This is a genomic window from Sporosarcina sp. Y1004 (assembly GCF_057669665.1).
In genome coordinates this window covers 72,040-95,890 of sequence record NZ_JBYHFQ010000008.1, presented here as the reverse complement: position 1 = coordinate 95,890, position 23,851 = coordinate 72,040, and the positions used below count along the sequence as shown (strand labels likewise).

Below are 23,851 nucleotides of genomic sequence, written 5' to 3'. Positions count from 1 at the left end.
TCCTCCCCTTATCTTTCAGATCATCCGAACCGATCTGTAGGAAGTAGCACCTTTACAAGCTGGTCGCTTGTCGGTTGCCGGGCATCGCAGGGCCTATTCCCTCCGCCGCTCTTGATAAGAGTTTGTATCATTCAGTTTTCCATCTTGTGACATAGTATAGTAGATAGCGCGAGACAAAGTCAAGAGATTATTAAATAATTTTTCTGAACCTTGCGTTTACCTCTAATGTTACAATTAATTTACCAATGTTTTGGAGGAATGGTTATGTGGTTATGGATTACAAGTGTACTAGTTTCGGGATATGCCATCGGTTGCTTACATGGATCGGTTGTCGCACAGATAATTTCGGGCGTTAACCTAAAAGAAACCGGGGTGAAAAATGCCGGTGCTTCGAATGCCACAATCGTTCTCGGGAAAAAATTCGGCGCACTGGTTGCTGCAATCGATATCGGTAAAGGTGCAGTAGCTGTCCTATTTGTGAGATATTTCGCAGAGAATGCAGGACTTCCAGGAGAAATTGTAGCTTTACTATTATTCCTCGCGGGTACTGCAACCGTGATTGGGCACAACTTCCCGTTTTATATGAAGTTCAACGGCGGCAAAGGAACCGCCACGATTATTGGCGTGCTGCTCGCCATCGACTGGAAGGTTGGACTCGTTGGTTTTGCATTATTTGTCATCGTGGCGATAGTAACAGACTTTCTCGTGTTTGGCGTGCTGATGCTGTACGTGACGCTCATCGCGATGGCAGTTTGGGCAGAAGGATACGGGCCCATTATAGCGGCAGTATTATTATTCGGCATCGCAATTTGGAAACATATCGAGAACTTCCGTCGGATGAAAAACCGTAGCGAGAAACAGGTTTCTACAGTTTTTAAAAAGAAAACATCTAAAAACTAAGGATTTCCCAATAATTAGGAAACAGAGGTGAATACACACCTCTACCCATTTGTATCATTCGTTTTCTTTAAACACTTTCTTTACAACAGCAATAATGAAATCTACATCTTCGTCAGTGCAGGACAATGGCGGACTGAGTGCTAAAATATTATTATAACCAGCTACCGTATCGCCATTTCTTCCGATAATAAGTCCATTTGCCTTGCATTCCCCGATAATTTTGGCGACACGCGCATTGGAAGCAGGTTCTTTCGTTTTCTTGTCTTCAACTAGTTCAATTCCTAAGAGGAAACCGAGACCGCGGATATCACCAACAAACGGGTGCTGCATTAGGCTTGCCAACTCTTTTTGAAGACGCTCACCAAGCTCGGCAGACCGTTCAATAAGGCTTTCGTTCTCAATAATTTCGAGGTTCTTCAATGCCACGGCACAAGCTGCAGGATTCCCGCCAAAAGTATTGATATGACGGAAGTGGCTATTTTCTTCACCTGTGTCAAACTTTTCGTAAATATCTTTTCGCACAGCTGTAACTGATAACGGTAAGTAGGCGCTTGTCAGCCCTTTCGCCATCGTAATGATGTCCGGCTTTACGTTAAAGTGCTGATGGCCAAATGCTTTCCCAGTTCGTCCGAATCCACAGATAACCTCATCAATGATTAGAAGGACGCCGTGGCGATTACAGATTTCTTGAACTTTTTCCAAGTAAATCGGATGTGGGATCAAGACTCCGCCACCAGTAATAAGAGGCTCCATAATAATCCCGGCAATTGTTTCTTTCTGCTCCCAAATAACTTTTTCTTCAAACTCTTGCGCACGTTGTATGTTGTATTCTTCAACCGATTGATTTGCTGGCCTGCGATAATTATCCGGTGGTGCAATATGCAGAAAACCTGGAACGAGCTGTTCATATTTATATTTCCGTAGAGCTTGACCAGTGGCTGAGAGCGCGCCCATAGAACTACCGTGGTAAGCCCTGTAACGTGAGATGAATTTGTAACGTGACGGTTCCCCGTTTTGCTGATGGTATTGACGTGCAAGCTTGAATGCCACTTCGTTTGCATCAGATCCGCTATTCGAATAAAAAAATACATAATCGCCGCCTAGCATGTCATTCAACTTTTCAGCAAGCTCAATGGCAGGTTCATGGCTTTGGGTCATAGGTGCATAGGCCAGTTTTTTCATCTGTTCATACGCAGCTTTCGCGAGTTCCTCACGCCCGTATCCGACGTTCACACACCAGAGTCCAGACATTCCATCCAAGTAACGATTGCCTCTATGATCGGTGATCCAAGCCCCTTTTCCGCTTTCGACGATCATCGGAGGATTCTTTTCATTGTAGGCGGAAATGTGATGCCATATATTTTGACGATCCTTTTCAACTAATGACGATGTATCCTTTATCACTTTTGTCATTTTCTTATCCCTCTTTCTCCATCAATAGTAGTAACAAATCAATTCCGATTACTTGGAAAGTCGAATGCAACACCTTTTTTGATATCTGTAGTTTCTGGCCATCTTTCTGACACCGTTTTAATTTTCGTGAAGAATCGAACAGTATCCGGCCCGAACATATGACTTTCACCAAATTTTGAACGCTTCCAGCCTCCAAAGTTGTGATAGCCTACTGGAATCGGAATTGGTACATTGACACCTACCATGCCGACTTCGACCTTCTCCGTGAATTCGCGGGCTGCAGGACCATTCTGCGTAAAGATCGTGACTCCATTTCCAAATTCATGGCCGTTTACCAAATCAATCGCTTCACCCAGATTGTTTACACGAACTACTATCCTTGCCGGTCCAAACACTTCCTGCCGATAAACCTCCATATCCGGTGTAACGTTGTCCAATAAAGTCGCGCCTAAATAGTATCCATTGCTATTTAGGCCTGTGTCGGGATTACGGCCATCTACACAGAGTTTTGCTCCTTCTAGTAAGCTGTCTTCAATGGATTTGAGTACCGCTTCTTTGGATTGTTGTGTGATGACCGGCCCAAAGTCGGCTTGTTCATCGTCATACGAACCCACTCTCAACTCTTCTACTTTCTTTATTAACTTCTCAACAAATATGTCGGCCGTCTTTTTACCAACAGGCATCGCGACAGACAGTGCCATACAACGCTGAGAAGCCGCTCCATACGCAGCCCCAAGGAATGAGTCAACTGCAAAATCGATATCAGCATCAGGCATGATGATCATATGGTTTTTCCCACCACCGAATGCGGCTACCCGTTTATGATGTCGACTGGCTTCCTCATAAATATATTCCGCCACTTTTGTGGAACCGACGAAACTGACTGCCATCACTTTTGGATGTGTGATTAACGCATCCACCGCTTCCTTATCACCATTCACCACACTCCATACCCCAGCAGGAAGCCCAGCCTTTTCCCAAAGCTCCGATATGAACAGTGCAGAATTTGGTACGCGCTCAGATGGTTTTAACACAACAGAGTTTCCGCATACAAGTGCCATTGTTGTCATCGCAACCGGTACCATTACCGGGAAATTGAAGGGTGAAATACATGTGACAACGCCAAGCGGCTGTTTAATGGAGAAGGAGTTAATGTTTCCGCCTACATCAGTTGAATGCTCGCCTTTTAATAGATGCGGTGCATTAATTGCAAAATCGACCGCTTCAATTGCACGGCTAATTTCTCCTTTTGCATCCGAAATTGTTTTACCGTTTTCCCGCCCAATCGTTCTAGCAAGTTCATCAGTTGCATCTATTAGTAACGTCCGGAAGTTGAACAGTACTTCTACCCTTTTTGCAACGGGGGTTTTCCTCCATGTGTTAAAAGCTTTATCTGCGGCCTCTATGGCTTGGTTCACATCTTTAGCTGTTGCGTAAGGGCAGTCAGCAGTTTTTTCTCCTGTGGACGGGTTATAAATAGGTCCATAACGTTCAGATGCCCCTTCCGATTTCACCCCGCCTATAAAATGATCTAGCTTGTTCATAATTTAATTAACCCCCTGTTTTCGTTTTTAAAAATTGATAACACGATTCCTATCGAGCATTTAAAATTGCTAAACTGAATTCCGCTTTTCCTTATCAGTATATTAATAGAAATTTCGACTTCTGCTTTACGTTTTGTAAAATCAAAGCCACATTGACTATACATTTTGTCCAAAATTGAATGTATTTCCCTTACAACACCTACTCCAATCAACATATTTGACTACTGCACTAGAGGAAACCTCCCCATTTAAGACTCCTACGCTAGATTAATCAGTACACAGTCTAGGGTTCGCATAATCAACATCAAAAAAATAGCGAGCCTTAACTCCAGTAATATCGGAGTAAAGCTCGCCTACGCTATATTCAAATGTCCTACTTATATACCTATATCAAACTTCGTTTTCCTTAAATACCTTTTTCATAACTGCGATAATGAAATCAAAATCTTCATCGGTACAAGACAACGGCGGGCTCAGCGCCAGGATATTATTAAAGCCTGCGACGGTATCGCCATTTCTACCAATGATAAGCCCATTTGCCTTGCAATCCCCGATAATTTTCGCGACACGGGCATTGGATGCAGGCTCTTTCGTTTCTTTGTCTTCAACAAGCTCAATTCCAAGAAGGAAGCCGAGGCCACGAATATCGCCAACGAATGGATGGTCTTTCAAGCTAGCTAGCTCTTTTAGCAGTCGCTCACCAAGTTCAGCGGATCGATCAAAAAGATTTTCTCTTTCCATGATTTCTAGGTTCTTTAATGCGACTGCACAAGCAGCAGGATTTCCACCAAATGTATTCACATGACGGAAATGACTGTTTTCTTCGCCTGTATCAAACTTTTCGTAGATATCTTTTCTGATTGCAGTTACAGATAGTGGCAGGTAAGCACTCGTTAGTCCTTTCGCCATCGTAATAATATCTGGCTTCAAATTAAAGTGCTGATGGCCAAACGCTTTCCCAGTCCGACCGAATCCGCAAATCACTTCATCAACAATTAGCAAGACTCCGTGACGGTTACAGATTTCTTGAACTTTTTCAAGATAGATTGGGTGTGGAATTAAGATGCCGCCGCCCGTAATAAGTGGCTCCATAATAATCCCGGCAATCGTCTCTTTCTGCTCCCATATAATTTTCTCTTCAAACTCTTGGGCACGTTGAATATTATATTCTTCGATTGATTGCCCCGCTGGTCTGCGATAATTATCTGGCGGCGCTACATGTAAGAATCCTGGCGCAAGCGGTTCATACTTGTATTTCCGTAATGCCTGCCCTGTTGCTGCCATTGCGCCCATCGAACTTCCATGGTAGGCCCGGTAACGGGAGATGAATTTGAAACGGGACGGTTCTCCATTCTGTTGGTGATATTGACGCGCAAGTTTAAAAGCTACTTCGTTCGCATCAGAACCACTATTGGAATAAAAAATCTTATAATCGCCGCCAAGCATTTCACTTAACTTTTCAGCTAGCAAAATTGCCGGTTCGTGACTTTGCGTCATCGGTACATACGCCAGTTTTTTCAGCTGTTCATATGCGGCTTGTGCAAGTTCCTCACGCCCATACCCAACATTCACGGCCCAAAGCCCGGACATTCCATCTAGATAACGATCACCGTTATGATCTGTGATCCATGCTCCTTCTCCACTTTCTACGATCATCGGCGGATTTTTTTCATTATAAGCGGAAATGTGATGCCACACATTTTCACGGTCTTTTTGAACTAATGACTTTGTCGTTTCTTTAGCTGTTGTCAATTGCCCCACTCCCTTTTTATAGCTGAAGCCTACATCAGCAGAACCTCAGCATTTATCCCCTATTTTGAACGACCCCGCTACGATTAGTGGCGTGCTGTCAACATTTTCTTCCGTGTGTAAAATTCGATTCCATCGCGGCCATTCGCGTGAAGATCACCGTAAAACGACTTCTTGTAACCAGAGAACGGGAAGAATGCCATTGGAGCTGGAACGCCAAGGTTAATGCCAAGCATCCCCGCATCGATTTCTTCTCTGAACTGGCGAATCGCTTTTGCGCTGTCAGTGAACAAACAAGCTCCGTTTGCAAAATCCGACTTATTTGCAAGCTCGATCGCTTCCTCTAATGTATCCACTCGAACAACTGACAATACAGGAGCAAAAATCTCTTCTTTCCAAATTTTCATTTCTGTTGTCACATTGTCGAAAATCGTCGGCCCGACGAAGTAACCGCCTTCAGAAGTGGACTTATCATCGCGGCCATCACGTAACAGTTTCGCGCCCTCTTCAACGCCTGACTCGATGTAATCAAGTGTCTTGTTTTTATGTGAATCCCTAATGACCGGCCCAAGGAATATCCCTTCTTCCAAGCCATTACCAATTGTCATTTTATTAGATTCATCTACTAATCTTCCGACTAATTCATCCGCAACATCGCCGACTGCAACAACCACAGCACAAGCCATGCATCTCTCCCCTGCGGATCCAAACGCGGCATTAATAATATTGGTTACCGTCGCATCCATATCCGCATCCGGCATGACGATTGTATGGTTTTTCGCGCCCGCTAATGCTTGAACACGTTTGCCATTCGACGTTCCCGTTTTGTAGACGTATTCAGCAACTGGCTGTGAACCTACAAACGATACTGCCGGAATATCTGGGTGATTTAGAATACCGTTCACGACGTCATGTGCGCCGTGTACGATATTGAATACACCATCCGGCAGACCTGCTTCATGCAGCAATTCCCCAAGACGGTTTGCCAGGAGTGGAGTCCGCTCAGATGGCTTAAGGATAAACGTATTCCCGCTCGCAATGGCTAGTGGGAACATCCAGCACGGCACCATCATCGGAAAGTTGAATGGTGTAATCCCTCCAATGACCCCAATCGGATAGCGGTACATGCCCGATTCAACGTTCGTTGCAATATCAGGAAGCTGATAACCCATCATTAATGTAGGCGCACCTGCCGCAAACTCGACACACTCAATACCGCGCAGCACTTCACCATAAGCTTCAGCATAGTTTTTTCCGTTTTCAATCGTAATAATTCTTGCAAGTGCGTCCCAGTTCTCTATTAGCAATTGCTGATATTTAAATAAGATTCTTGAACGTTGTGGCACAGCAACCTTCTTCCATTTTGCAAATGCTGTTTTCGCTGCCTCTACTGCTAGGTTTAAATCTTCAAGCGTAGATATGGGAACTTCCGCAAGGATTTCTCCCGTCGCCGGATTCGGTACCTCTTCATATTTATCTGTCGTTGATTTTACCCATTGTCCATTGATGAAATTTGTAAGCGTTTTCTTCTCTACTGCTGTGATTGTCATTTTTATTCCTCCTATTCTATTGGTCTTGCTAGTTGACTCTGATTTATTTAGGCTTCATACTATACTTTACAGACTATTTAGATACTTAACACTTTACATAATGTAAAATCGTTAGTTTAGTATTTTAACATTTGGGAGGGATTTATAAATATGAGTGATTTAATCTTTACAGTGAAAGACGTCCTTGCTCGTAATTCTTTCAAGTCCGCGAAACTAATCGCTGGTATTGAAGGACTAGATAGACGGGTGAAGTGGTCGCATATTTTAGAAACAGGAGAATTTGATTCGCTAATAAATGGAGGCGAACTTATTCTTACAACGGGTGTAGGTTTACAACTTGATCTCCCTTCCCAACTAAAATATGTGAAAAAACTAATAGAAAAAGATGTCGCAGGGATCTGTATAGAAATCGGACCTCATTTACAAGAGATTCCTCCTGAATTAGTCATGTTAGCCAATGAAAATAATTTCCCAATCATATTATTCAAGGAAATTGTAAAGTTTGTCGACATTACCCAAGACCTTCATACTTTCATCATTAATCAACATCACGAGATGCTTTCCCAACTCGATCATCTGTCGAGAAAATTCATTTCATTATCACTTACACACAACGGTATTCTAAAAATCCTTCGTGAACTACATGAACATTTTCAAGAGAACGTATTTTTTATTAACGATGATGCGAAACCATATTATTATCCATCAGAAATTAAAAGCTTAGATAAATCACTCCGTTCATATGTTAAAAGTTCCTCAATGGATAACACGGAACAAAGAACCTTTACGCTCGGTGATGATACATTCGCACTAATGCCCGTTCGAGTCCTTGGCCAAGTTTGGGGGAATTTGTACATACAAATAAAACACCCTCCACTATCAGAGGAATTTTTCTATCTTATTTTAGACCGCGCTAGCCTTGCTATAGCACAAATATTATTGCGGACTAGGACAATCGAAGAACGTAAACAAAACTCAGAAGATAAACTCGTTCAAAACCTAATAAACGGCCGGGAGTATGAACAAGACGATCTTCAAGCTTATTTTCCTCCCCCTAGCCGCAATATGCATTTCAGAGTTTTTATTATTCAAATAGACTCGCCAGTAATTAACCTCAGCGAAGAGGACTTGGATGAAATAAAACTTCAAAGATCTATAGTGATTCGTTCCCTTTTCAAAAGACATGGTTTTTTCCCTGCAGTTTCAGTTAGAAGAAATGAGATTACAGTCATTGCTTCATTCATCGCAGCCGATCATTTAAAAAAGGAAACAGATAGATTCTCACAAATCACACACGACATCCTCAAAATGAAAGAAAACAACTTTATAGATGGGGAAAAATGTACTTTCGGCGTAAGCACGGTCTACACCGCTATTTCAGATATAAAGAAAGGTTTCAAAGAAGCTCATAAGGTGCTGAAGCTACATGAATCTGAAATAACTACAAGTAATTTCTATGAAAGCTTAGGGATTTACAGACTACTGCTTTTATTAAAAAAGAGCGGCCACCTTGAAACATACATTAATGAATACTTGGGGGCTGTGCTCGAATTCGATCAGAAGTTGAATAGCAATCTCTTCGAGACACTACGCGTCTATCTTGAATGTAGTGGATCAAAAAAAGAAACTTCAGATCGACTGTTCATCGTCAGACAAACTCTGTACCACCGACTTGATCGATTGGAAACACTTCTTGGAAAAGATTTCATGGAACCAGCGAATCGCCTCGCTATCGAAACCGCCGTTAAGGCTTATGAATTGGTAATAGGGACTACACACAAAAATGATGTTGTCACAATTATTACATGACGATAATAATTACTTATAAATATTCAGACATATTTTAACAATACTAAGCGAGATGGTCTAATAGCGCTTCTTTCATAAATAATTCCCCCATCAATAACTGGCATAACAATTTATGCAGCTAGATGGGGGTATTCAATGTAGCATTCGCAACACGATTCACAAAATATATAACCACAAGCTCGTTTAAATATTTCGCACATTGCGTGTGCCTGATTGAGTCAATCTGAACGCGGATCCATAATATCTCTAATTGCATTACTTAACATATAAAACCCTAAAACCATTAACGTGATTGCAACACCCGGCGCATATGTATACCACGGTGCGCTTGCTAAATACGATTGAGAATCCCTTAACATGCGTCCCCAACTAGGATCTGGCGGCTGAACACCCAGCCCTAAATAACTTAAGCTTGCTTCTGCCAACATTGCAATTGCAAAACTTATAGATGCCGCAACAATAAGAGGGGACGAAACGTTCGGAAGTATATGCTTAAACATAATGTTAAACGGCTTCACACCTACCAATTTTGCCGATAGAACGTACTCAAACTCCTTATGTTGAATAAATCCACTTCGTGCGATTCTTGCTATAGTGGGGATCGCTATTATACCGAGAGCAATCGAGGTATTTAGCATTCCCGGACCAAAAACAGCTACTAGCATCAAGGCTAATATAATCCCTGGAAAAGCCATTAATGCATCCATAATTCGCATAAAAACCTCATCAACCCATCCGCCTACATAACCCGCAATTCCACCAATAAGAGTGCCAAAAATCATCCCTATGCACACAGTTACTGTACCTACAAAGAAAGCTGTTTGGGTCCCCTTCATAATTCTGCTAAAGATATCTCTTCCAAATTCATCTGTCCCAAACCAATGCACACCGTTTGGACTTTGCAGTTTGTTCGCGACACTCATCTCATTCACATCATGCGGTGTATATATAAAACTTAGAAGCATTAACAGTAAAAAAGTTAATAATATGAGGAGGCCCATGATTAAATTTATATTTTTCCCGTGACCCATTAGTGATTTCATGTTGACCTCCTTATGTCAATCGTATTCGTGGATCAAGAATCGAATATAATATATCCACCAAGAAGTTGATAAAAACAACTGCAAGTGTGATGTACATGACTATGCCTTGTACTAGTGGAAAATCACGATAACTAATAGATGTTATTAATAATTTACCTATGCCAGGCAAACCAAAAACTTGTTCGACAATAATTGTTCCCGCGATAACTTCTGCAGTTATTAGGCCAAATATTGTCAGTATCGGGATCATCGAATTTCTTAACACATGCTTGTAAAGAACCTTCTTTTCTTTGATTCCTTTACTCCGAAGCGTACGCACGTAATCTAATCGTAATTGTTCCAAAATAGCATTCCTTACATAGCGAAATTTAACTGCTATTTGAGGAATCGCAATTGTCAGTGCTGGTAACAATAATGCTCCTAATGCACCTGTTACACTTTGTGTCCAAGGCACATATCCACTAACAGAAAAAAACTTAAAATTCATTCCAAGATATAAAATCAATAACATCCCTAACCAAAAGGAAGGGATTGCCATCCCTAATTGGGTAACTGTAGAGAAAACAACATCACTTAATTTGTTTTGTCTTTTCGCTACAAAAATACCCAGAGGGATAGCAACAACCACTACGATAGTTAGCGTCATAATAGCCAAGGAGATGGTAACTGGTAATCGATCCAGAATCAATTCTGAGACTGGTTTTGAAAAACGGATTGATTGCCCTAAATCTCCTGTCATTAGCCCTTTAATCCACTCAAAATATTGGGTGTGAAGTGGTTGATCTAAACCAAGTTGCGCTTTTAAAGTCGCTATTTGCGCCTCGTCAGCGTCTGGGCCTAACATAATACGGATAGGGTCTCCTGGCATGACTTGAAAAACGGCGAAGGTAATAACGGATACTAGTGCCACAGTAACAATGAATAATATAACTCTACGTATGATATAAGCCATATTTTCTGTTCCTTTCTATTTTGCAGATCTCACTTCCGACATGTCATGGAACCAGAAAGGATACGCCTTTTGACCCTCTAAGTCTTTATTTAATGCCCATATTATCTGGTAATCAGCAATATAAACAGCTGCGGCCTCTTCAGTTAATATCTCCTGAGCACGATGATAAAGTTTAATTTGACCGTCCAGTTCAGGCTCGTTTAATACATCCGTCATTACTTTATCAAATTCAGCATTTTTAAATTTAAAGAAGTTCTCACTATCGTTAGTAGACACATAATCGTTGAGTACCTCATAAGCCGACGGTCTACCCGTTAAATCGATTGCTGTCATCTCATAATCCCTTCCACGATATATGCGGTCCAACCAAATTCCCCATTCAATCACTTCTATTTCAACATCTATGCCAATTTCCTTTAAATTCTCAACAGTAACTTGAGCAATATCGGAGTACATTGTGTTATGGGATGAGACAGACATCTTTGTTTTAAAACCATCTGGATAACCTGCTTCTGTTAATAACTCCTTCGCTTTTTCAATGTCTCTATCATATACATCCTGTAATCCATCCAAATAGTAATCCCCCATTGCAGGACTCATATTTGAACCCAATGGAGTGGCGAAACCTGAATACACCGAATCAATAATATCTTGTTTATTTATTGCATAATTAATCGCTTGACGAACTTTTGTATCGTTAAATGGCTCCCTTTCATTGTTAAAGGCAATTACCAATGATGAGTTATTATCTTGGTGATTTAAATTAAAATCGTTTTCTACTTCAGATATACGATGTGCAGGAATGCTTGTTAAATCGAGTTCATTCCCCTGCAAGGCCATAAATGCCCCTTGATCATCCGATTGGAATACGAAAGTAACTTTATCTAAATAAGGGATACCTTCTTTCCAGTATTCAGTATTTTTCTCTAAAACAAGATCAGTACCTGGACTATAGCTAACATATTTAAATGGGCCAGTTCCGATTGGATGATCATTATGTTTTCCGTCGTTCGCTTCGGGGATAATTGCAGATTGCAATGCTGTCAGAGAGTATAAAAAATTCGAATTAGGCTCTGTGAGTTTCATTACCACAGTCCTTTCATCCGGTATTTCGATAGATTCAACTTTCACAAAATTAGAAGATAGTGGTTCGTTATTGTTAGTGCCCATTAAACGATCAAATGTATACTTTATATCCTTAACTGTGACCGGATCACCATTATGAAACTTCACATTGTCTTTTATATTAAACGTATAAGTTAAGCCGTCATCTGAGAGTTTATAGTCTTCAGCTATCGCTGGCTTAAGTGTGCCGTCTGTTTCTGGAGAAAATAATCCTTCAAACATATTTAAAATCATTTGAAACGAAATAGATGCTGTGGCTGAATGTGGATCCAAAAAGTCAGGATCATCATTAATTCTTACTCTAATTTCTTTAGTCTCTTCTTTATCCGTCTCTTTATCCTTCTCTCCATTTTCACTAGTGCAAGCACTTAGCAACAGAATGGAGACTAGTAGCATCGAGACAAGTGATGACCAATATTTTCTTTTTTTCATTGCAAAAATCCCCCTTATAATGGTTTACGCTAACTATTCATGTCGTCATTCTCGTTTAACCTTCTCTTTGGATGCTTCTAAAACTCGGTATTCCAGAAACTGCGTCCGCAGATTTTATGGCTACTATAATCGCTTCTTCCATGACTTGTGCCGCTAAGCTCCCGATTAAATCCACTGGATATGATCCACCACCAGTTGCAAGGGCAAAAACTGTATCCCCGTCTAACATCGTATGGACTGGATATATAGTTCTTGCCAAACCATTTTGTGCAATTTGCGCTACTTTTTTCGCTTCAGCTTTTGTCAGCTTAGCATTTACTGCTACAACCCCGATTGTTGTATTTGTACCAGGAAGTATTGTGCTTTTTATGTTTTCCTGTAAATATAGGAGACTATCAATAAGTTCACCTGTTTCCGGGTCAATTGGACCGGCGATGATTTCTCTATTTGACGGTTCCCTTATATCTCCAACAGCATTTACCGCAACAATCGCACCGATCACAAGACCATTGTCCAATGTAAGAGAAGCGCTACCCAAGCCCCCTTTCATACAATTTTCAAATCCAGTTATCTTTCCAACTGTTGCCCCACATCCTGCACCTATATTCCCAAATGGAAATGACCCTTTTGCTGCTTTCTTAGCCGCCTCATACCCCATTTTTTTATCAGGACGAATTTTGGGATCTCCAACCGGAAGATCAAACAGAACTACACCTGGCACAATTGGAACTCTAGCTACCCCAACGTCAAGCCCTATCCCTTTTTCTTCGAGATATTGCATGACTCCCGAAGCCGAGTCCAAACCAAATGCACTTCCCCCAGCCAAACTGATTGCATGAACTTCAGTTACTGAATTAATAGGATCCAGTAATTCTGTTTCACGTGTGCCAGGAGCAGATCCGCGAACATCTACACCACAAACCGCCCCTTCTTCTGTAAGGATAATCGTACAACCTGTTAGCGCTTCTAGATTTTCAACATTCCCAACCTTTATACCCGGCACGTCGGTAATATTGCCAAAAGTCATATACACCAATCCTCATTCATTAGTTTTTCAAATAGATATTGGCTGTTCCGAATAAAGATGGCAAGCCACGGATTGCCCATCTTTTTGCCGGATTAGTTCAGGGCGTTCAATTTTACATCGATCAAAAGCATGGGAACATCGTGTATGAAATGCACATCCCGGCGGTGGATCTGAAGGACTTGGTGGCTCACCCTTCAATTGAATGATTTCTCGTTTACTACCAAAGTCAGCAACAGGAATTGCAGATAATAAAGCCTGCGTGTAAGGGTGTAATGGATTATTATAAATGTCTTTTTTGGGGCCAATTTCAACCAATTTCCCTAAATACATCACACCTACACGATCACTTATATGTTTCACAACACTTAAATCATGGGAAATAAATAAATAGGTCAACTTGAATTCATCTTGTAAATCCATCATTAAGTTCAAAACCTGTGATTGAACCGAAACATCAAGGGCTGAAACAGGTTCGTCTGCAATTATAAGTTGCGGATTCAATGAAAGCGCTCTTGCAATTCCTATACGCTGTCTTTGTCCACCTGAAAATTCATGCGGGAATTTTGTTAGAGACTCTTTTGGTAAACCAACTTTCCCAATCAAATCAAGTACTTTTTTGGATTGGTCTGATTTATTTAGTATTTTCCGTACAGCTAAAGGCTCACTTATAAGTTTCCCCACGCGCATTCTTGGGTTCAATGAAGAATATGGATCTTGGAAAATCATTTGCATATTCTTTCTATAATCGTCTAATTTTCGAAGGCCTAATTTCTCAAGATTCGTTCCTTCAAAAATAATTTCCCCTTCAGTAGGTTCTAGTAAGCGCAGAATTGTTCTCCCTAATGTAGATTTACCAGAGCCCGACTCTCCTACAATTCCAAGCGTTTCTCCCCTATACAAATCAAAACTTATATCATCCACAGCTTTGACTTGACTGCTTTTGCCTTTAAATGCAGCACCTTTGATCGTGAAATATTTTTTTAGGTTTTTTATTTCAAGTATCTTTTCTCTTTCATCCACACTAATTTCCTCCTTAATCCCCAAAAAGATGACATCTTACTTTATGCTGAGGATTAACCTCTATAAGATTAGGATTCTTTTCAAGACATATATCCATTGCATGTTCACATCGCGATGCAAATCTGCAACCTTTCGGAAATAGATGGGCTGGGGGTACAGAACCGGGTATCGAATCCAATCGTTCCAACTCTACGTCTACATTCGGAATGGTTTTTAATAATGCAGTCGTATATGGATGCTTCGTTCTCAAGAAGAGATCCTTGGCAGAGGCTTCTTCAACAATTTGACCCCCATACATAACAAGTACACGATCTGCCACTTCGGCGACAACGCCTAAATCATGTGTAATTAGCAAAATAGAGGAGTCGAACTTTTCCTTCATATCCACCATCAAATTTAGAATTTGAGCCTGAACCGTTACATCTAGTGCTGTAGTCGGTTCATCGGCGATTAATAGCTTAGGATTGCAAGACATCGCGATAGCAATCATTACCCTTTGTCGCATCCCACCAGATAATTGGTGTGGATATTCTTTAATAATTTTTTCAGCCCTAGAAAAACCAACAATTTTCAATAAATCTACTGCCTTTTTATAAGCATCTTTTTTCTTTAGTTTTTGATGCTCCATCATCGATTCTACAATCTGACTTCCTATCGTAAACACTGGGTCCAAAGATGTCATCGGTTCTTGAAAAATCATTCCAATGTCTTTCCCACGGACGTTGCACATTTCTCCTTCTGATAAGGTTAACAATTCTTTTCCTTCAAGTTTAATCGAACCCTCTACAATTTCACCTGGAGGACTTGGGATTAGTCTCATAATTGATAATGAGGTTATGCTCTTTCCACTGCCAGACTCACCTACTAATGCAACTGTTTCACCTTTATTAATCGAAAAACTGACATCATCAACTGCTTTAGCAATTTTCCCTTTCCCCATATGAAAATAAGTTTTCAATCCTTTAACCTCTAAAAGACAGTCGTTAACATCTAGCGGAGAAGGTTCACTGTTAATTTGTAGGCTTTGCATAAATTCACCTCTTCTCACTATTAAATACCAAATTTAATGGCTATATTCTTGATTTGTGTATAATTTCTTAATGCCACGAAACCTTTTTCTCTTCCAATTCCGCTTTTTTTATAGCCACCGAAAGGCATTTGGATTCCACCAGCTGCTCCATAGTTGTTAATGAATACTTGACCCGACTTCACCCTTGAAGCTACATAGTGAGCAACGTCGATATTTTGTGTCCAAATCCCCGTAACGAGACCATAATCAGTCCCATTAGCCAATTGGATAGCATCCTCCGCATCTTTAAAAGTAAACACACTTAATATTGGTCCAAATATTTCTTCTTGAGCTAATGAACTGGAGTGGGAAAGCCCATCTATAATTGTAGGCTCAATGTAATAACCACCTTCTGAACCTTCAACTGACACCGCTTTTCCTCCCGCAATAATGCTGCCTAAATTCTTAGCCTCTTCAATTCGACTCATGATTTGGTCATATTGCTTTTTGTTTAGAATCGGCCCAATATCTTTATCTTCACTCCCAGGACCAACTGTTAATGTATTAAACTTAGTTATTAACTTGTTCAAAAACTCTTCTTTGTATGATTCTTCTATCAAGAGCCTCGAGCCTGCCGAACATGTTTGACCCGCATTTTGGATAATCGCTTTAACGACCCCCTCCAATGCTTTCTCTTCAGATGCATCAGCAAATACAATATTAGGTGACTTACCGCCAAGTTCAAGAGTCACGGATACAACATTATTTGCTGCCGCTTTCATAACTGCAACTCCTGTATTCACAGATCCAGTAAATGTCACATGAGCAATGTCAGGATGCGCAGATAATGGTCCTCCGACATCTACACCTAAGCCTGTTATATGTTGGAAAATCCCTTTTGGTAATTCACTTGCAGAAAACCACTCTGCAATCGCATGGGCTGTCATTGGAGTATCTTCTGCACTTTTAACGATTACTGCATTTCCAGTTGCAATAGCAGCCGCTACACTTCTAGAAATAATTTGAAGCGGATAATTCCAAGGGATTATGTGAGCGGTTACACCAAGAGGTTCAAGAACTGTTGCATTTAAAATCCCTTCTTCAATCGGGATTGTTTCCCCCATCACTTTGTCTGCTGCACCGCCATAAAACTCAAAATACCTAGCGGCAGCTTCAACATCTGAACGCGCTTGTGACATTGGTTTACCAACATCTTCACATTCCCACTCGCTCCATTGTTCTGCATTTTCTCTAATATAATTTGCAAAGCTCACAAGAAGTTGTCCACGTTCATAAGCTTTTACCCTTCTCCACTCGTCACTTTCAAACGCTATTTGTGCTGCAACAACAGCTTGATTTACGTGAATTTTACTACCTTTTACGATTTCCGCTATTTTCTTTCCGTTTGATGGATTGAAAACCGGTAACCACTCATGGCTATCGTCACCAATCCATTCTCCATCTATTAACATTTGAATTCGTTTCATTAGCTATTCACTGCCTCTCGTTATTACAAACCTCTTCCGCCATCAACGTTTAATGTAGCGCCAGTTACCATTTTCGCATTATCTGATAATAGATAGATGACAGCATTCGCTATATCTTCTGGTTGAATTAATTCACCTAAAGGAACGCTTTGCTTAAATAGATCATTTTTCACGGCAGATACATCCGCGTTTTCCCCAGCAAATTGCCCTAGCATGTTTGTATCCGCAGGACCCGGATGAATTGTATTAACCCTGATTGAATGAGGGGCCAATTCGATCGCCATTGCCCTGGAAAAACTCTCCGCCGCTCCCTTTGAAGCAATGTACGATTGGAGACCTGGCCGTGGTCTAACGGCTGAAATCGATGCAATGGTAACAATTGAGCCCCTGTTTTTCGGCTTCATATATTTAACGGCTTGCTTACAGGTGATAAACAAACTGGTTGCGTTAATATCCATAAGCCGATGCCATTGCTCTAACGATACTTCCTCGATAGGAGTTTGAGATTGCGCAATACCCAATGCATTGACTAGACCATCTATTTTACCTTGTTCTTTATTAATCTCCTCAAAGATTTCCGAGACTTTTTGTTCATCTAAAACATCAGCCTCTTTGGCTACAAAGTTTGGTTGCTGAATATCTTTTAATGAATCTACTGACAAATCAATTCCAATAACGAAAGCGCCTCGTTCCAGCAATTGTGAAACGATTGCTTTTCCCATTCCTCCGCCTGCACCAGTTACTACAACGACTTTATCTGTTAATTTCATGATTTAAACTCCCCATTTTCTCAATGACATACCGTTCTTGTATTTTCTCAACAATAGCTTTACCCATTTGTTCAGTCGTTGCATTTCCACCAATGTCGGCTGTCTTTATTTTCCCTTCCAAAAGTACATCTTCGATTGCATTGATGATTATTTTAGATAGGTCTGCTTTGCCCAAGTGATCTAGCATTAAAGCTGCAGACCATATTTGAGCAATTGGATTTGCGATTCCTTTTCCAGCAATATCAGGTGCAGACCCGTGAACTGCTTCAAACATTGAAGGGTATTCCTTTTCGGGGTTAATATTAGCTGAAGGTGAAAGTCCTAGACCCCCTACAATTCCAGAACCAAGATCCGATAGAATATCTCCAAACAGGTTGGATGCAACAACAACTTCAAAGGATTGTGGCCTTTGGACAAAATATGCAACGAGCGCATCAATGTAGTAAGATTCTAGTTCCAACTCAGGATACTCTTCTTCCACAACTCGCTTTACATGCTCATCCCACAGCTTCATTGCATGGGTAACAGCATTCGATTTTGTTGCACTCGTTAACTTCCTTTTGCCGTTCTTTACCGCATATTCACTAGCTGCTTTTGTTATTCTTTCAATTCCACCGCGGGTCATAATTGTATTCTGAATGGCCAGTTCGGAATCCTGCGAATCAAACATGCGACCGCCACTATCCGAGTATTCTCCTTCAGCATTTTCGCGGAAGATGACAAAATCGATATCCTCGCCGTTCAATAGAGGTGATTTAACTCCAGGCAACGATTTAACCGGCCTGAAATTTACATATTGTTGGAATTTCTTTCGAATTGGCATAATTAATTCCCAGACCGTAACGTCATCCGGAACACGTGAATCACCAATAGCTCCAAACAAAATAGCATCGAAGTTCTTTAGCGTTTCCAGTCCGTCTTCAGGCATCATTCGTCCATTCGCTACATAATAATCCGAATTCCATGGAAATTCCTCAATATTCAACACAAAATTCGTTTCATATTCTTCCAACACCCTCAATACTTTTACTGCTTCTCCCATTACCTCAATGCCGATTCCGTCCCCCGGTATAACTGCGATCTTAAATTCCGTCATATTCTATCACTCCTTTGCATTTAAAAATCGGAGAGCCGCATCTCTAAATATTGCAGTTGTCACAGCTAGTTCTTCGATGTCGATATATTCGTTGATTTGGTGTGGGATATCTCGGTCCCCTGCACCAATTGTTACTATAGGTATGCCGTGCATATGAAGAAATGTCCCGTCCGTTGCTCCAGGAACTCCGTTATAAATCGGCTTCTCCCCTGTCACCGATTCAACCGCATCGTATATTGCCTGTACAACAGGGTCATCAGCAGCGGTTATTGTAGAAGGTCGGTTATCGAGAATCGTTAATTCCGATTTAAAATCTGGATCAGACTCTTTTAGTTTGTCAATAATCGCATTAATTCTTCCTAATAATTCATCGTGGTCTTGAGCTGGAACTGTTCGAATATCAAGCGTCATCATGCAGTGGTCCGGAATGACGTTAATCTGTGCATCTCCTTTCACGGGAGCTTGTAAAATCGTCGGAGTAATTGAAGGCCATTTTAAATAGGGATCCTCACCCAATCTTGCTTGCTCTTCTTTCTCCAATTTCTCCAGTTCTACTATGAGTCTTGCCATGCGCCAATTCGGGTTAATACCACTCCAAGAAATTGCACCGTGCGCCATCTTCCCAAAAATATCTACCCTTATCCGCATAGCTCCACGTTGTGCAATACAAACGTTATTCTCTTCCGGTTCGCAAATGATTGCTCCATCTACACCATCTGCCCAGCCTTGTTTAATGAAGTGCTTTATGCCGCTCATCATGCCTTCCTCATCCACAGGAATACATAAAATCATTTTCCCTTTGAACTCCTCTTTATCCTGAAGGAGTGAATGGACAGCAGTAATCATGCACGCCAAATTCCCCTTAGTATCATTTGTACCGCGACCGTACATCCGTCCACCCTCGATATGTGCACTAAAAGGATCATAAGTCCAAGCATCCCTATCTCCCTCAGTCACGACATCAGTGTGACCTTCAAATAGAAGAGTCTTACCAGGTTTTCCTGAGTCGACAATACCGATGACGTTCGGTCTTCCTGGCACAACCTCTTCCACATGTGTTTCAATCCCAAGTTCCCTTAAATACGCGGCAACGTGCATCGCTACTCTTGTTTCATTTCCATCCGGAGTATTTTCCCTATAAACGCTTGGAATGCGTACTAGATCCGAAGTTAAATTAATTACAGCCTCCCGATCTCGAATATAAGTCTTATTTTCAGCCTTTATCTTCATCTAATCTCCCTTTCCAACCTAGCATTTTTTCTTTAAATGAGATTTTACCAATATTACTCCACTCTTTAAATTAACTCTTTTGAATATTCTATATCAATTCTAAATAGTAGCCGCTTTCATTTAACTAGACAGAGTGTGAGCACTTCTTGGTAAAGTTTGGACAGATTGCCCAACTGGAAAATGGCAGTGTTTTTTTTAACACATTGTATGAATACTTTCCCTATTGATTTACAAGTCGTCTACTATAATTCAGAGATTTTGTTGTATGATTGGTATATTAAACTGCACAAATATTCAGTCACAGGTATTTGAAACCGCTTACACACCAAAGGAGGCCTACCACTCATTCCAGATGAACATGATTGACAAAATCATTCAAGACAGATTACGGTAATTTAAACGAGAAAATAATCAATTTTACAAGGGGGAATGTAGATGTCTCATCAACAAGGTAAGTTAAATCCAGATTTAAAAATCCGGCACATCAGTATGATTTCAATTGCAGGTGTCATCGGAGCTGGACTGTTTATCGGAAGTGGTGCGGTTATTAACGCTTCAGGACCGGGCGCGATTCTATCCTACGCATTTGCAGGAACAATTGTCGTCTTAGTCATGCGAATGCTCGGTGAGATGGCAGCCGCCCATCCCACAAGCGGATCCTTTTCCACCTATGCATCCGAATCAATCGGGCCGTGGGCAGGCTTTACAATTGGTTGGTTATATTGGTTTTTCTGGGTAGTCGTTATAGCAATTGAAGCAATTGCCGGTGCTGCTATAATGCAATACTGGATTCCTGATTTTCCACTTTGGTTAATGGCATTAATTTTAACTATCTTGCTAACACTGACAAATCTTTTTTCAGTAAAATCCTTTGGAGAATTTGAATATTGGTTTTCCCTTATTAAAGTCGTAAGTATCGGCTTGTTCCTCGTCCTCGGTCTTTGTGTTATTTTCGGATGGTATCCCGGCGTTGAGGCTCCCGGTACAATGAATCTTTTAGGTGCAGGCGGATTCATGCCAACCGGATTTGGTTCTGTCTTAATAGGAATTACAGTAGTCATCTTTTCATTCATGGGTACCGAAATTGTTACGATTGCAGCCGGCGAGTCTGACCACCCTGCAAAAGCAGTTCGGATTGCGACAAATAGCGTTATTTGGAGGATTCTCGTCTTCTACATCGGTTCTATAGCGATTGTAGTCACATTACTGCCTTGGAATTCCGCAAACTTACTTGTCAGTCCGTTTGTCGCTGTTCTCGATTATGTAGGTATTCCTGCCGCGGCACAGATTATGAACTTTGTTGTCTTAACCGCCGTTCTATCTTGCTTAAATTCAGCGCTATATGCGAATTCCCGGATGTTGTTCGGGATGGCACAGAAAGGCGATGCACCAAAAGCCTTTTTAAAATTAAGTAAAAGTGGCGTCCCTATCCGGGCCATCTTATTCAGTACAATCTTTTCATATATCGCGGTCATCTTTAGCTATATCTCGCCCGACAAGTTATTTTTATTTCTTATAAACTCGTCCGGGGCTGTGGCACTTCTGGTCTACCTGGTCATCGCATTCTCACATTTACAGATGCGAAGACGACTGGAAAAGGAAAACCCAGAGGCACTTCAAATTAGAATGTGGCTGTTCCCTTACTTAACGTACGCAACCATCGTCGTTATCGTGGGAATATTTATCGCAATGCTTATCATTGAATCATTGCGAGTACAAGCTGTACTTACGTTACTCATAGCTGGTTTGACCGTTGCTTCTTACTTCATTTTTGTCAGAAAGAAAAATGGTATAGGAGATTTGAAGAAAGGTATTGTACAAGCCTCTTCAAGAACGCTTCGCTAACAAAAAAACATCCAGTATCGCTTTTAATAAAAGCAATACTGGATGTTTTTTGTCTATTTCTAAAATCCCTGAGCCTTTGCCACACCTACGCCGAGGGTGTTGATTATTAAGTGGGTTGTAATTCGGAGTCTGGATTGTAGACCGCCTGGCGCTATGGAGATGCCTTTCTCCATGAGCCTGGATTGGCGGGCTTCGCATCTAGTCTCAGGGCTTCTGCTATCCCTTGTCGCACTTGCGCTGGAGTTGTATTTTTGAGATGTATGGAATGAGATTATAATGTGATTGCTATTTGATACTATCTTCATTGAAGAAAGACGCACTATAGGCTGCATGTCTAATTTTCCTATAACGAAATGTATTCTATCCCTAAAATGTATGAAAGTTCGTTACTTGGTAATCATAAACTACAGCACTATTGGACATGCTTTTATATAAGAAGGTATCTAAACAATATTTCATTAAGAAAAACGCTGAAATTGCTCAAATATACTCCTCTTTTTGAACATCAAATCTACTTTAATGCAAATTTCGTTAAAATATGGTATACTATTAGTAGACAACACATGAAATATAGTTTACGGTTAGTTGTTTTCCATCTTCATCTACTTTTACTTTTTGCTTTGGGTTTCCCAAAAGCACTCATTAAATAGATGGCAAGATGAGAATGGATAATAGGGGGAATTCGAATGGCTTTTCCACGTAGGGAAAAAGAAGTATCGGATTTTGTCGCAGCGCGCAGAATCGATGAAGAAATTTCGTTTGTCCGTAATGAACACGAAGTGAATGGTACTATTTTTAAAATACTTGAGAACTCCGTTATCGTTGAAATTACATCGAAGGACGCCGAACTTATTGGTGCTGCTTCAAACTTAACTGTTGTTTCACATAAGAATTACTCAATCGTTTAATAAAGCATACCTAACAATCAATGGGGATTTACCTAATCACCCATTGATTGTTTTATTTCTATAAAGACTAAAAAGGCATCTGCTTGAACAATGATGCCTTTTTTCTATGCAAACTTGGAAGAGCAACTCTCTCTATAAATTACAATTCGCAATAAATCTGTTCCGTGTATTAAGCACATGATTATTTGCCCACTTCAACTAGACAATTAAAGAAGGATTTTACTGGTCACCTCCCGAAAAGTAATAGAAAAGGGGGTTATCCTGATGCTTCGAATTCTTTTACTTACCGCAATTGTTGTATTGGGAATCATTTATATTTTCTTTATCCCCACTAACCCTATCGGTCTAAAAATTCTCATGAAACTCATTCCAATGGTACTCATTATTCTGTTTGCAGTAACGGCAAGACCACTATTTTCCCGTAAATATAAACAGATCATTATCGCTGGGCTTATCGTCTGTATGATTGCCGATGGTGTCATCTATTGGTTTTTACCCGGCCTTATCACATTTTTCATAGGACATATTTTTTATATTTTTGCATTCCGACATGTTGCATACAAGTCAATGCCATTCTGGGCAGCAGTTCCGCTCCTTCTATATGGTAGCGGCATGGCCGTATGGATAGCTGGTTCACAGTTTTCTAACGGACAGACAGTTCTTGGTATCGCTATTATTGCTTATATTGGTATTATTATAACGATGGGATGGATGGCCATCCGCACAAGATTAAAACTTGCGATTATTGGTGCTTTGCTATTCATGTTCTCAGATTCAGTTCTTGCAATTGATCGGTTTGTTTTTGAAATCCCTTATCGAGATGCATTCGTTATGATGACGTATTACGCGGCACAAACCCTTATAGCCGCCAGTATCGGTAGTCGGATTGTAAAGTATTCTGTAAACCGTAGCAATCTGTTAGGATAGATGAATCAGAAGTTT

Annotated in this window: 19 protein-coding genes and 1 riboswitch; of the genes, 5 read left to right on the top strand and 14 right to left on the bottom strand. The window is 40.8% G+C overall.

Translation table 11 applies throughout. From position 1 onward, the window contains the following. Window positions 1-5: 5 nt before the first annotated feature. Window positions 6-121: riboswitch (SAM riboswitch) on the bottom strand. Window positions 122-264: 143 nt separating this feature from the next. Beyond that, entirely contained in the window at window positions 265-900 is a 636-nt protein-coding gene (locus tag AC25Y6_RS08060; RefSeq protein ID WP_488142638.1) for a glycerol-3-phosphate acyltransferase, read from the top strand. 54 nt (window positions 901-954) lie between these two features. Here AC25Y6_RS08060 and AC25Y6_RS08055 read toward each other — a convergent pair whose 3' ends face one another. The 4 genes from AC25Y6_RS08055 to AC25Y6_RS08040 all read right to left on the bottom strand — a co-directional run bounded on the left by AC25Y6_RS08055 (window position 955) and on the right by AC25Y6_RS08040 (window position 7,156). Next, on the bottom strand, window positions 955-2,313 hold the full coding sequence (locus tag AC25Y6_RS08055; RefSeq protein WP_488142637.1) for an aminotransferase: 1,359 nt from the start codon (window positions 2,311-2,313) through the stop codon (window positions 955-957). Between the two features lie 38 nt (window positions 2,314-2,351). Then, window positions 2,352-3,857: a CoA-acylating methylmalonate-semialdehyde dehydrogenase gene (locus AC25Y6_RS08050; RefSeq protein WP_488142636.1), complete on the bottom strand. Its 1,506-nt coding sequence runs from the start codon at window positions 3,855-3,857 to the stop codon at window positions 2,352-2,354. A 390-nt stretch (window positions 3,858-4,247) separates the two neighbouring features. Further along, window positions 4,248-5,609 carry an aminotransferase gene (locus AC25Y6_RS08045; RefSeq protein WP_488142635.1) on the bottom strand — a complete coding sequence of 454 codons (1,362 nt, stop codon included), beginning with the start codon at window positions 5,607-5,609 and terminating at the stop codon, window positions 4,248-4,250. Window positions 5,610-5,692: 83 nt separating this feature from the next. Beyond that, complete coding sequence (locus AC25Y6_RS08040; RefSeq protein WP_482101298.1) at window positions 5,693-7,156, bottom strand: CoA-acylating methylmalonate-semialdehyde dehydrogenase; 1,464 nt, start codon at window positions 7,154-7,156, stop codon at window positions 5,693-5,695. A 150-nt stretch (window positions 7,157-7,306) separates the two neighbouring features. Here AC25Y6_RS08040 and AC25Y6_RS08035 point away from each other — a divergent pair, with 150 nt between their 5' ends. Continuing rightward, window positions 7,307-8,965: a PucR family transcriptional regulator gene (locus AC25Y6_RS08035; RefSeq protein WP_482101299.1), complete on the top strand. Its 1,659-nt coding sequence runs from the start codon at window positions 7,307-7,309 to the stop codon at window positions 8,963-8,965. Between the two features lie 218 nt (window positions 8,966-9,183). On the opposite strand, the gene AC25Y6_RS08030 is transcribed toward AC25Y6_RS08035, so the two are convergent. Genes AC25Y6_RS08030 through AC25Y6_RS07985 form a run of 10 tightly spaced genes read right to left on the bottom strand, consistent with a single transcriptional unit; the run spans window position 9,184 to window position 20,156 of the window. Beyond that, window positions 9,184-10,008, bottom strand: coding sequence for an ABC transporter permease (locus AC25Y6_RS08030; protein WP_488142634.1), 825 nt, complete (start codon window positions 10,006-10,008; stop codon window positions 9,184-9,186). 10 nt (window positions 10,009-10,018) lie between these two features. Next, complete coding sequence (locus AC25Y6_RS08025) at window positions 10,019-10,960, bottom strand: ABC transporter permease (RefSeq protein ID WP_482101301.1); 942 nt, start codon at window positions 10,958-10,960, stop codon at window positions 10,019-10,021. Window positions 10,961-10,975: 15 nt separating this feature from the next. Beyond that, window positions 10,976-12,517 (bottom strand): ABC transporter substrate-binding protein, encoded by a 1,542-nt coding sequence (locus tag AC25Y6_RS08020; protein ID WP_488142633.1) that lies wholly within the window; start codon window positions 12,515-12,517, stop codon window positions 10,976-10,978. A gap of 55 nt (window positions 12,518-12,572) precedes the next feature. Further along, window positions 12,573-13,544 (bottom strand): P1 family peptidase, encoded by a 972-nt coding sequence (locus AC25Y6_RS08015; protein ID WP_488142632.1) that lies wholly within the window; start codon window positions 13,542-13,544, stop codon window positions 12,573-12,575. Between the two features lie 27 nt (window positions 13,545-13,571). Further along, a complete protein-coding gene (locus AC25Y6_RS08010) occupies window positions 13,572-14,564 on the bottom strand; it encodes an ABC transporter ATP-binding protein (RefSeq protein WP_482101304.1) in 993 nt (330 codons plus the stop codon). 13 nt (window positions 14,565-14,577) lie between these two features. Continuing rightward, a complete protein-coding gene (locus AC25Y6_RS08005; protein WP_488142631.1) occupies window positions 14,578-15,594 on the bottom strand; it encodes an ABC transporter ATP-binding protein in 1,017 nt (338 codons plus the stop codon). 20 nt (window positions 15,595-15,614) lie between these two features. Next, entirely contained in the window at window positions 15,615-17,060 is a 1,446-nt protein-coding gene (locus AC25Y6_RS08000; protein ID WP_488142630.1) for an aldehyde dehydrogenase family protein, read from the bottom strand. A 23-nt stretch (window positions 17,061-17,083) separates the two neighbouring features. Next, window positions 17,084-17,830 carry an SDR family NAD(P)-dependent oxidoreductase gene (locus AC25Y6_RS07995; RefSeq protein WP_482101307.1) on the bottom strand — a complete coding sequence of 249 codons (747 nt, stop codon included), beginning with the start codon at window positions 17,828-17,830 and terminating at the stop codon, window positions 17,084-17,086. Further along, window positions 17,814-18,926 carry a tartrate dehydrogenase gene (locus AC25Y6_RS07990; protein ID WP_482101308.1) on the bottom strand — a complete coding sequence of 371 codons (1,113 nt, stop codon included), beginning with the start codon at window positions 18,924-18,926 and terminating at the stop codon, window positions 17,814-17,816. The genes AC25Y6_RS07995 and AC25Y6_RS07990 overlap by 17 nt, the downstream gene beginning before the upstream one ends. Window positions 18,927-18,932: 6 nt before the next feature. Next, the gene (locus AC25Y6_RS07985) at window positions 18,933-20,156 is read right to left on the bottom strand and encodes a M20 family metallopeptidase (RefSeq protein WP_488142629.1); all 1,224 of its coding nucleotides are present in this window, start codon (window positions 20,154-20,156) and stop codon (window positions 18,933-18,935) included. 435 nt (window positions 20,157-20,591) lie between these two features. On the opposite strand from AC25Y6_RS07985, the gene AC25Y6_RS07980 reads away from it, so the two are divergent. From AC25Y6_RS07980 to AC25Y6_RS07970, 3 genes are all read left to right on the top strand, one after another. Continuing rightward, window positions 20,592-22,001 carry an amino acid permease gene (locus AC25Y6_RS07980; RefSeq protein ID WP_488142628.1) on the top strand — a complete coding sequence of 470 codons (1,410 nt, stop codon included), beginning with the start codon at window positions 20,592-20,594 and terminating at the stop codon, window positions 21,999-22,001. A 686-nt stretch (window positions 22,002-22,687) separates the two neighbouring features. Further along, a complete protein-coding gene (locus AC25Y6_RS07975; protein WP_482101311.1) occupies window positions 22,688-22,909 on the top strand; it encodes a DUF2187 family protein in 222 nt (73 codons plus the stop codon). A 264-nt stretch (window positions 22,910-23,173) separates the two neighbouring features. Beyond that, the gene (locus tag AC25Y6_RS07970) at window positions 23,174-23,836 is read left to right on the top strand and encodes a lysoplasmalogenase (RefSeq protein ID WP_488142627.1); all 663 of its coding nucleotides are present in this window, start codon (window positions 23,174-23,176) and stop codon (window positions 23,834-23,836) included. The last annotated feature ends 15 nt before the right edge of the window (window positions 23,837-23,851 follow it).

Coding starts and splice junctions, on each gene's coding strand:
- AC25Y6_RS08000 (WP_488142630.1), bottom strand. CDS start 17,060: ATGAAACGAATTCAAATGTTAATAGATGGAGAATGGATTGGTGACGAT.
- AC25Y6_RS08005 (WP_488142631.1), bottom strand. CDS start 15,594: ATGCAAAGCCTACAAATTAACAGTGAACCTTCTCCGCTAGATGTTAAC.
- AC25Y6_RS07970 (WP_488142627.1), top strand. CDS start 23,174: ATGCTTCGAATTCTTTTACTTACCGCAATTGTTGTATTGGGAATCATT.
- AC25Y6_RS07980 (WP_488142628.1), top strand. CDS start 20,592: ATGTCTCATCAACAAGGTAAGTTAAATCCAGATTTAAAAATCCGGCAC.
- AC25Y6_RS08035 (WP_482101299.1), top strand. CDS start 7,307: ATGAGTGATTTAATCTTTACAGTGAAAGACGTCCTTGCTCGTAATTCT.
- AC25Y6_RS07990 (WP_482101308.1), bottom strand. CDS start 18,926: ATGACGGAATTTAAGATCGCAGTTATACCGGGGGACGGAATCGGCATT.
- AC25Y6_RS08060 (WP_488142638.1), top strand. CDS start 265: ATGTGGTTATGGATTACAAGTGTACTAGTTTCGGGATATGCCATCGGT.
- AC25Y6_RS07985 (WP_488142629.1), bottom strand. CDS start 20,156: ATGAAGATAAAGGCTGAAAATAAGACTTATATTCGAGATCGGGAGGCT.
- AC25Y6_RS08030 (WP_488142634.1), bottom strand. CDS start 10,008: ATGAAATCACTAATGGGTCACGGGAAAAATATAAATTTAATCATGGGC.
- AC25Y6_RS08020 (WP_488142633.1), bottom strand. CDS start 12,517: ATGAAAAAAAGAAAATATTGGTCATCACTTGTCTCGATGCTACTAGTC.
- AC25Y6_RS07995 (WP_482101307.1), bottom strand. CDS start 17,830: ATGAAATTAACAGATAAAGTCGTTGTAGTAACTGGTGCAGGCGGAGGA.
- AC25Y6_RS08040 (WP_482101298.1), bottom strand. CDS start 7,156: ATGACAATCACAGCAGTAGAGAAGAAAACGCTTACAAATTTCATCAAT.
- AC25Y6_RS08015 (WP_488142632.1), bottom strand. CDS start 13,544: ATGACTTTTGGCAATATTACCGACGTGCCGGGTATAAAGGTTGGGAAT.
- AC25Y6_RS08025 (WP_482101301.1), bottom strand. CDS start 10,960: ATGGCTTATATCATACGTAGAGTTATATTATTCATTGTTACTGTGGCA.
- AC25Y6_RS08050 (WP_488142636.1), bottom strand. CDS start 3,857: ATGAACAAGCTAGATCATTTTATAGGCGGGGTGAAATCGGAAGGGGCA.
- AC25Y6_RS08055 (WP_488142637.1), bottom strand. CDS start 2,313: ATGACAAAAGTGATAAAGGATACATCGTCATTAGTTGAAAAGGATCGT.
- AC25Y6_RS07975 (WP_482101311.1), top strand. CDS start 22,688: ATGGCTTTTCCACGTAGGGAAAAAGAAGTATCGGATTTTGTCGCAGCG.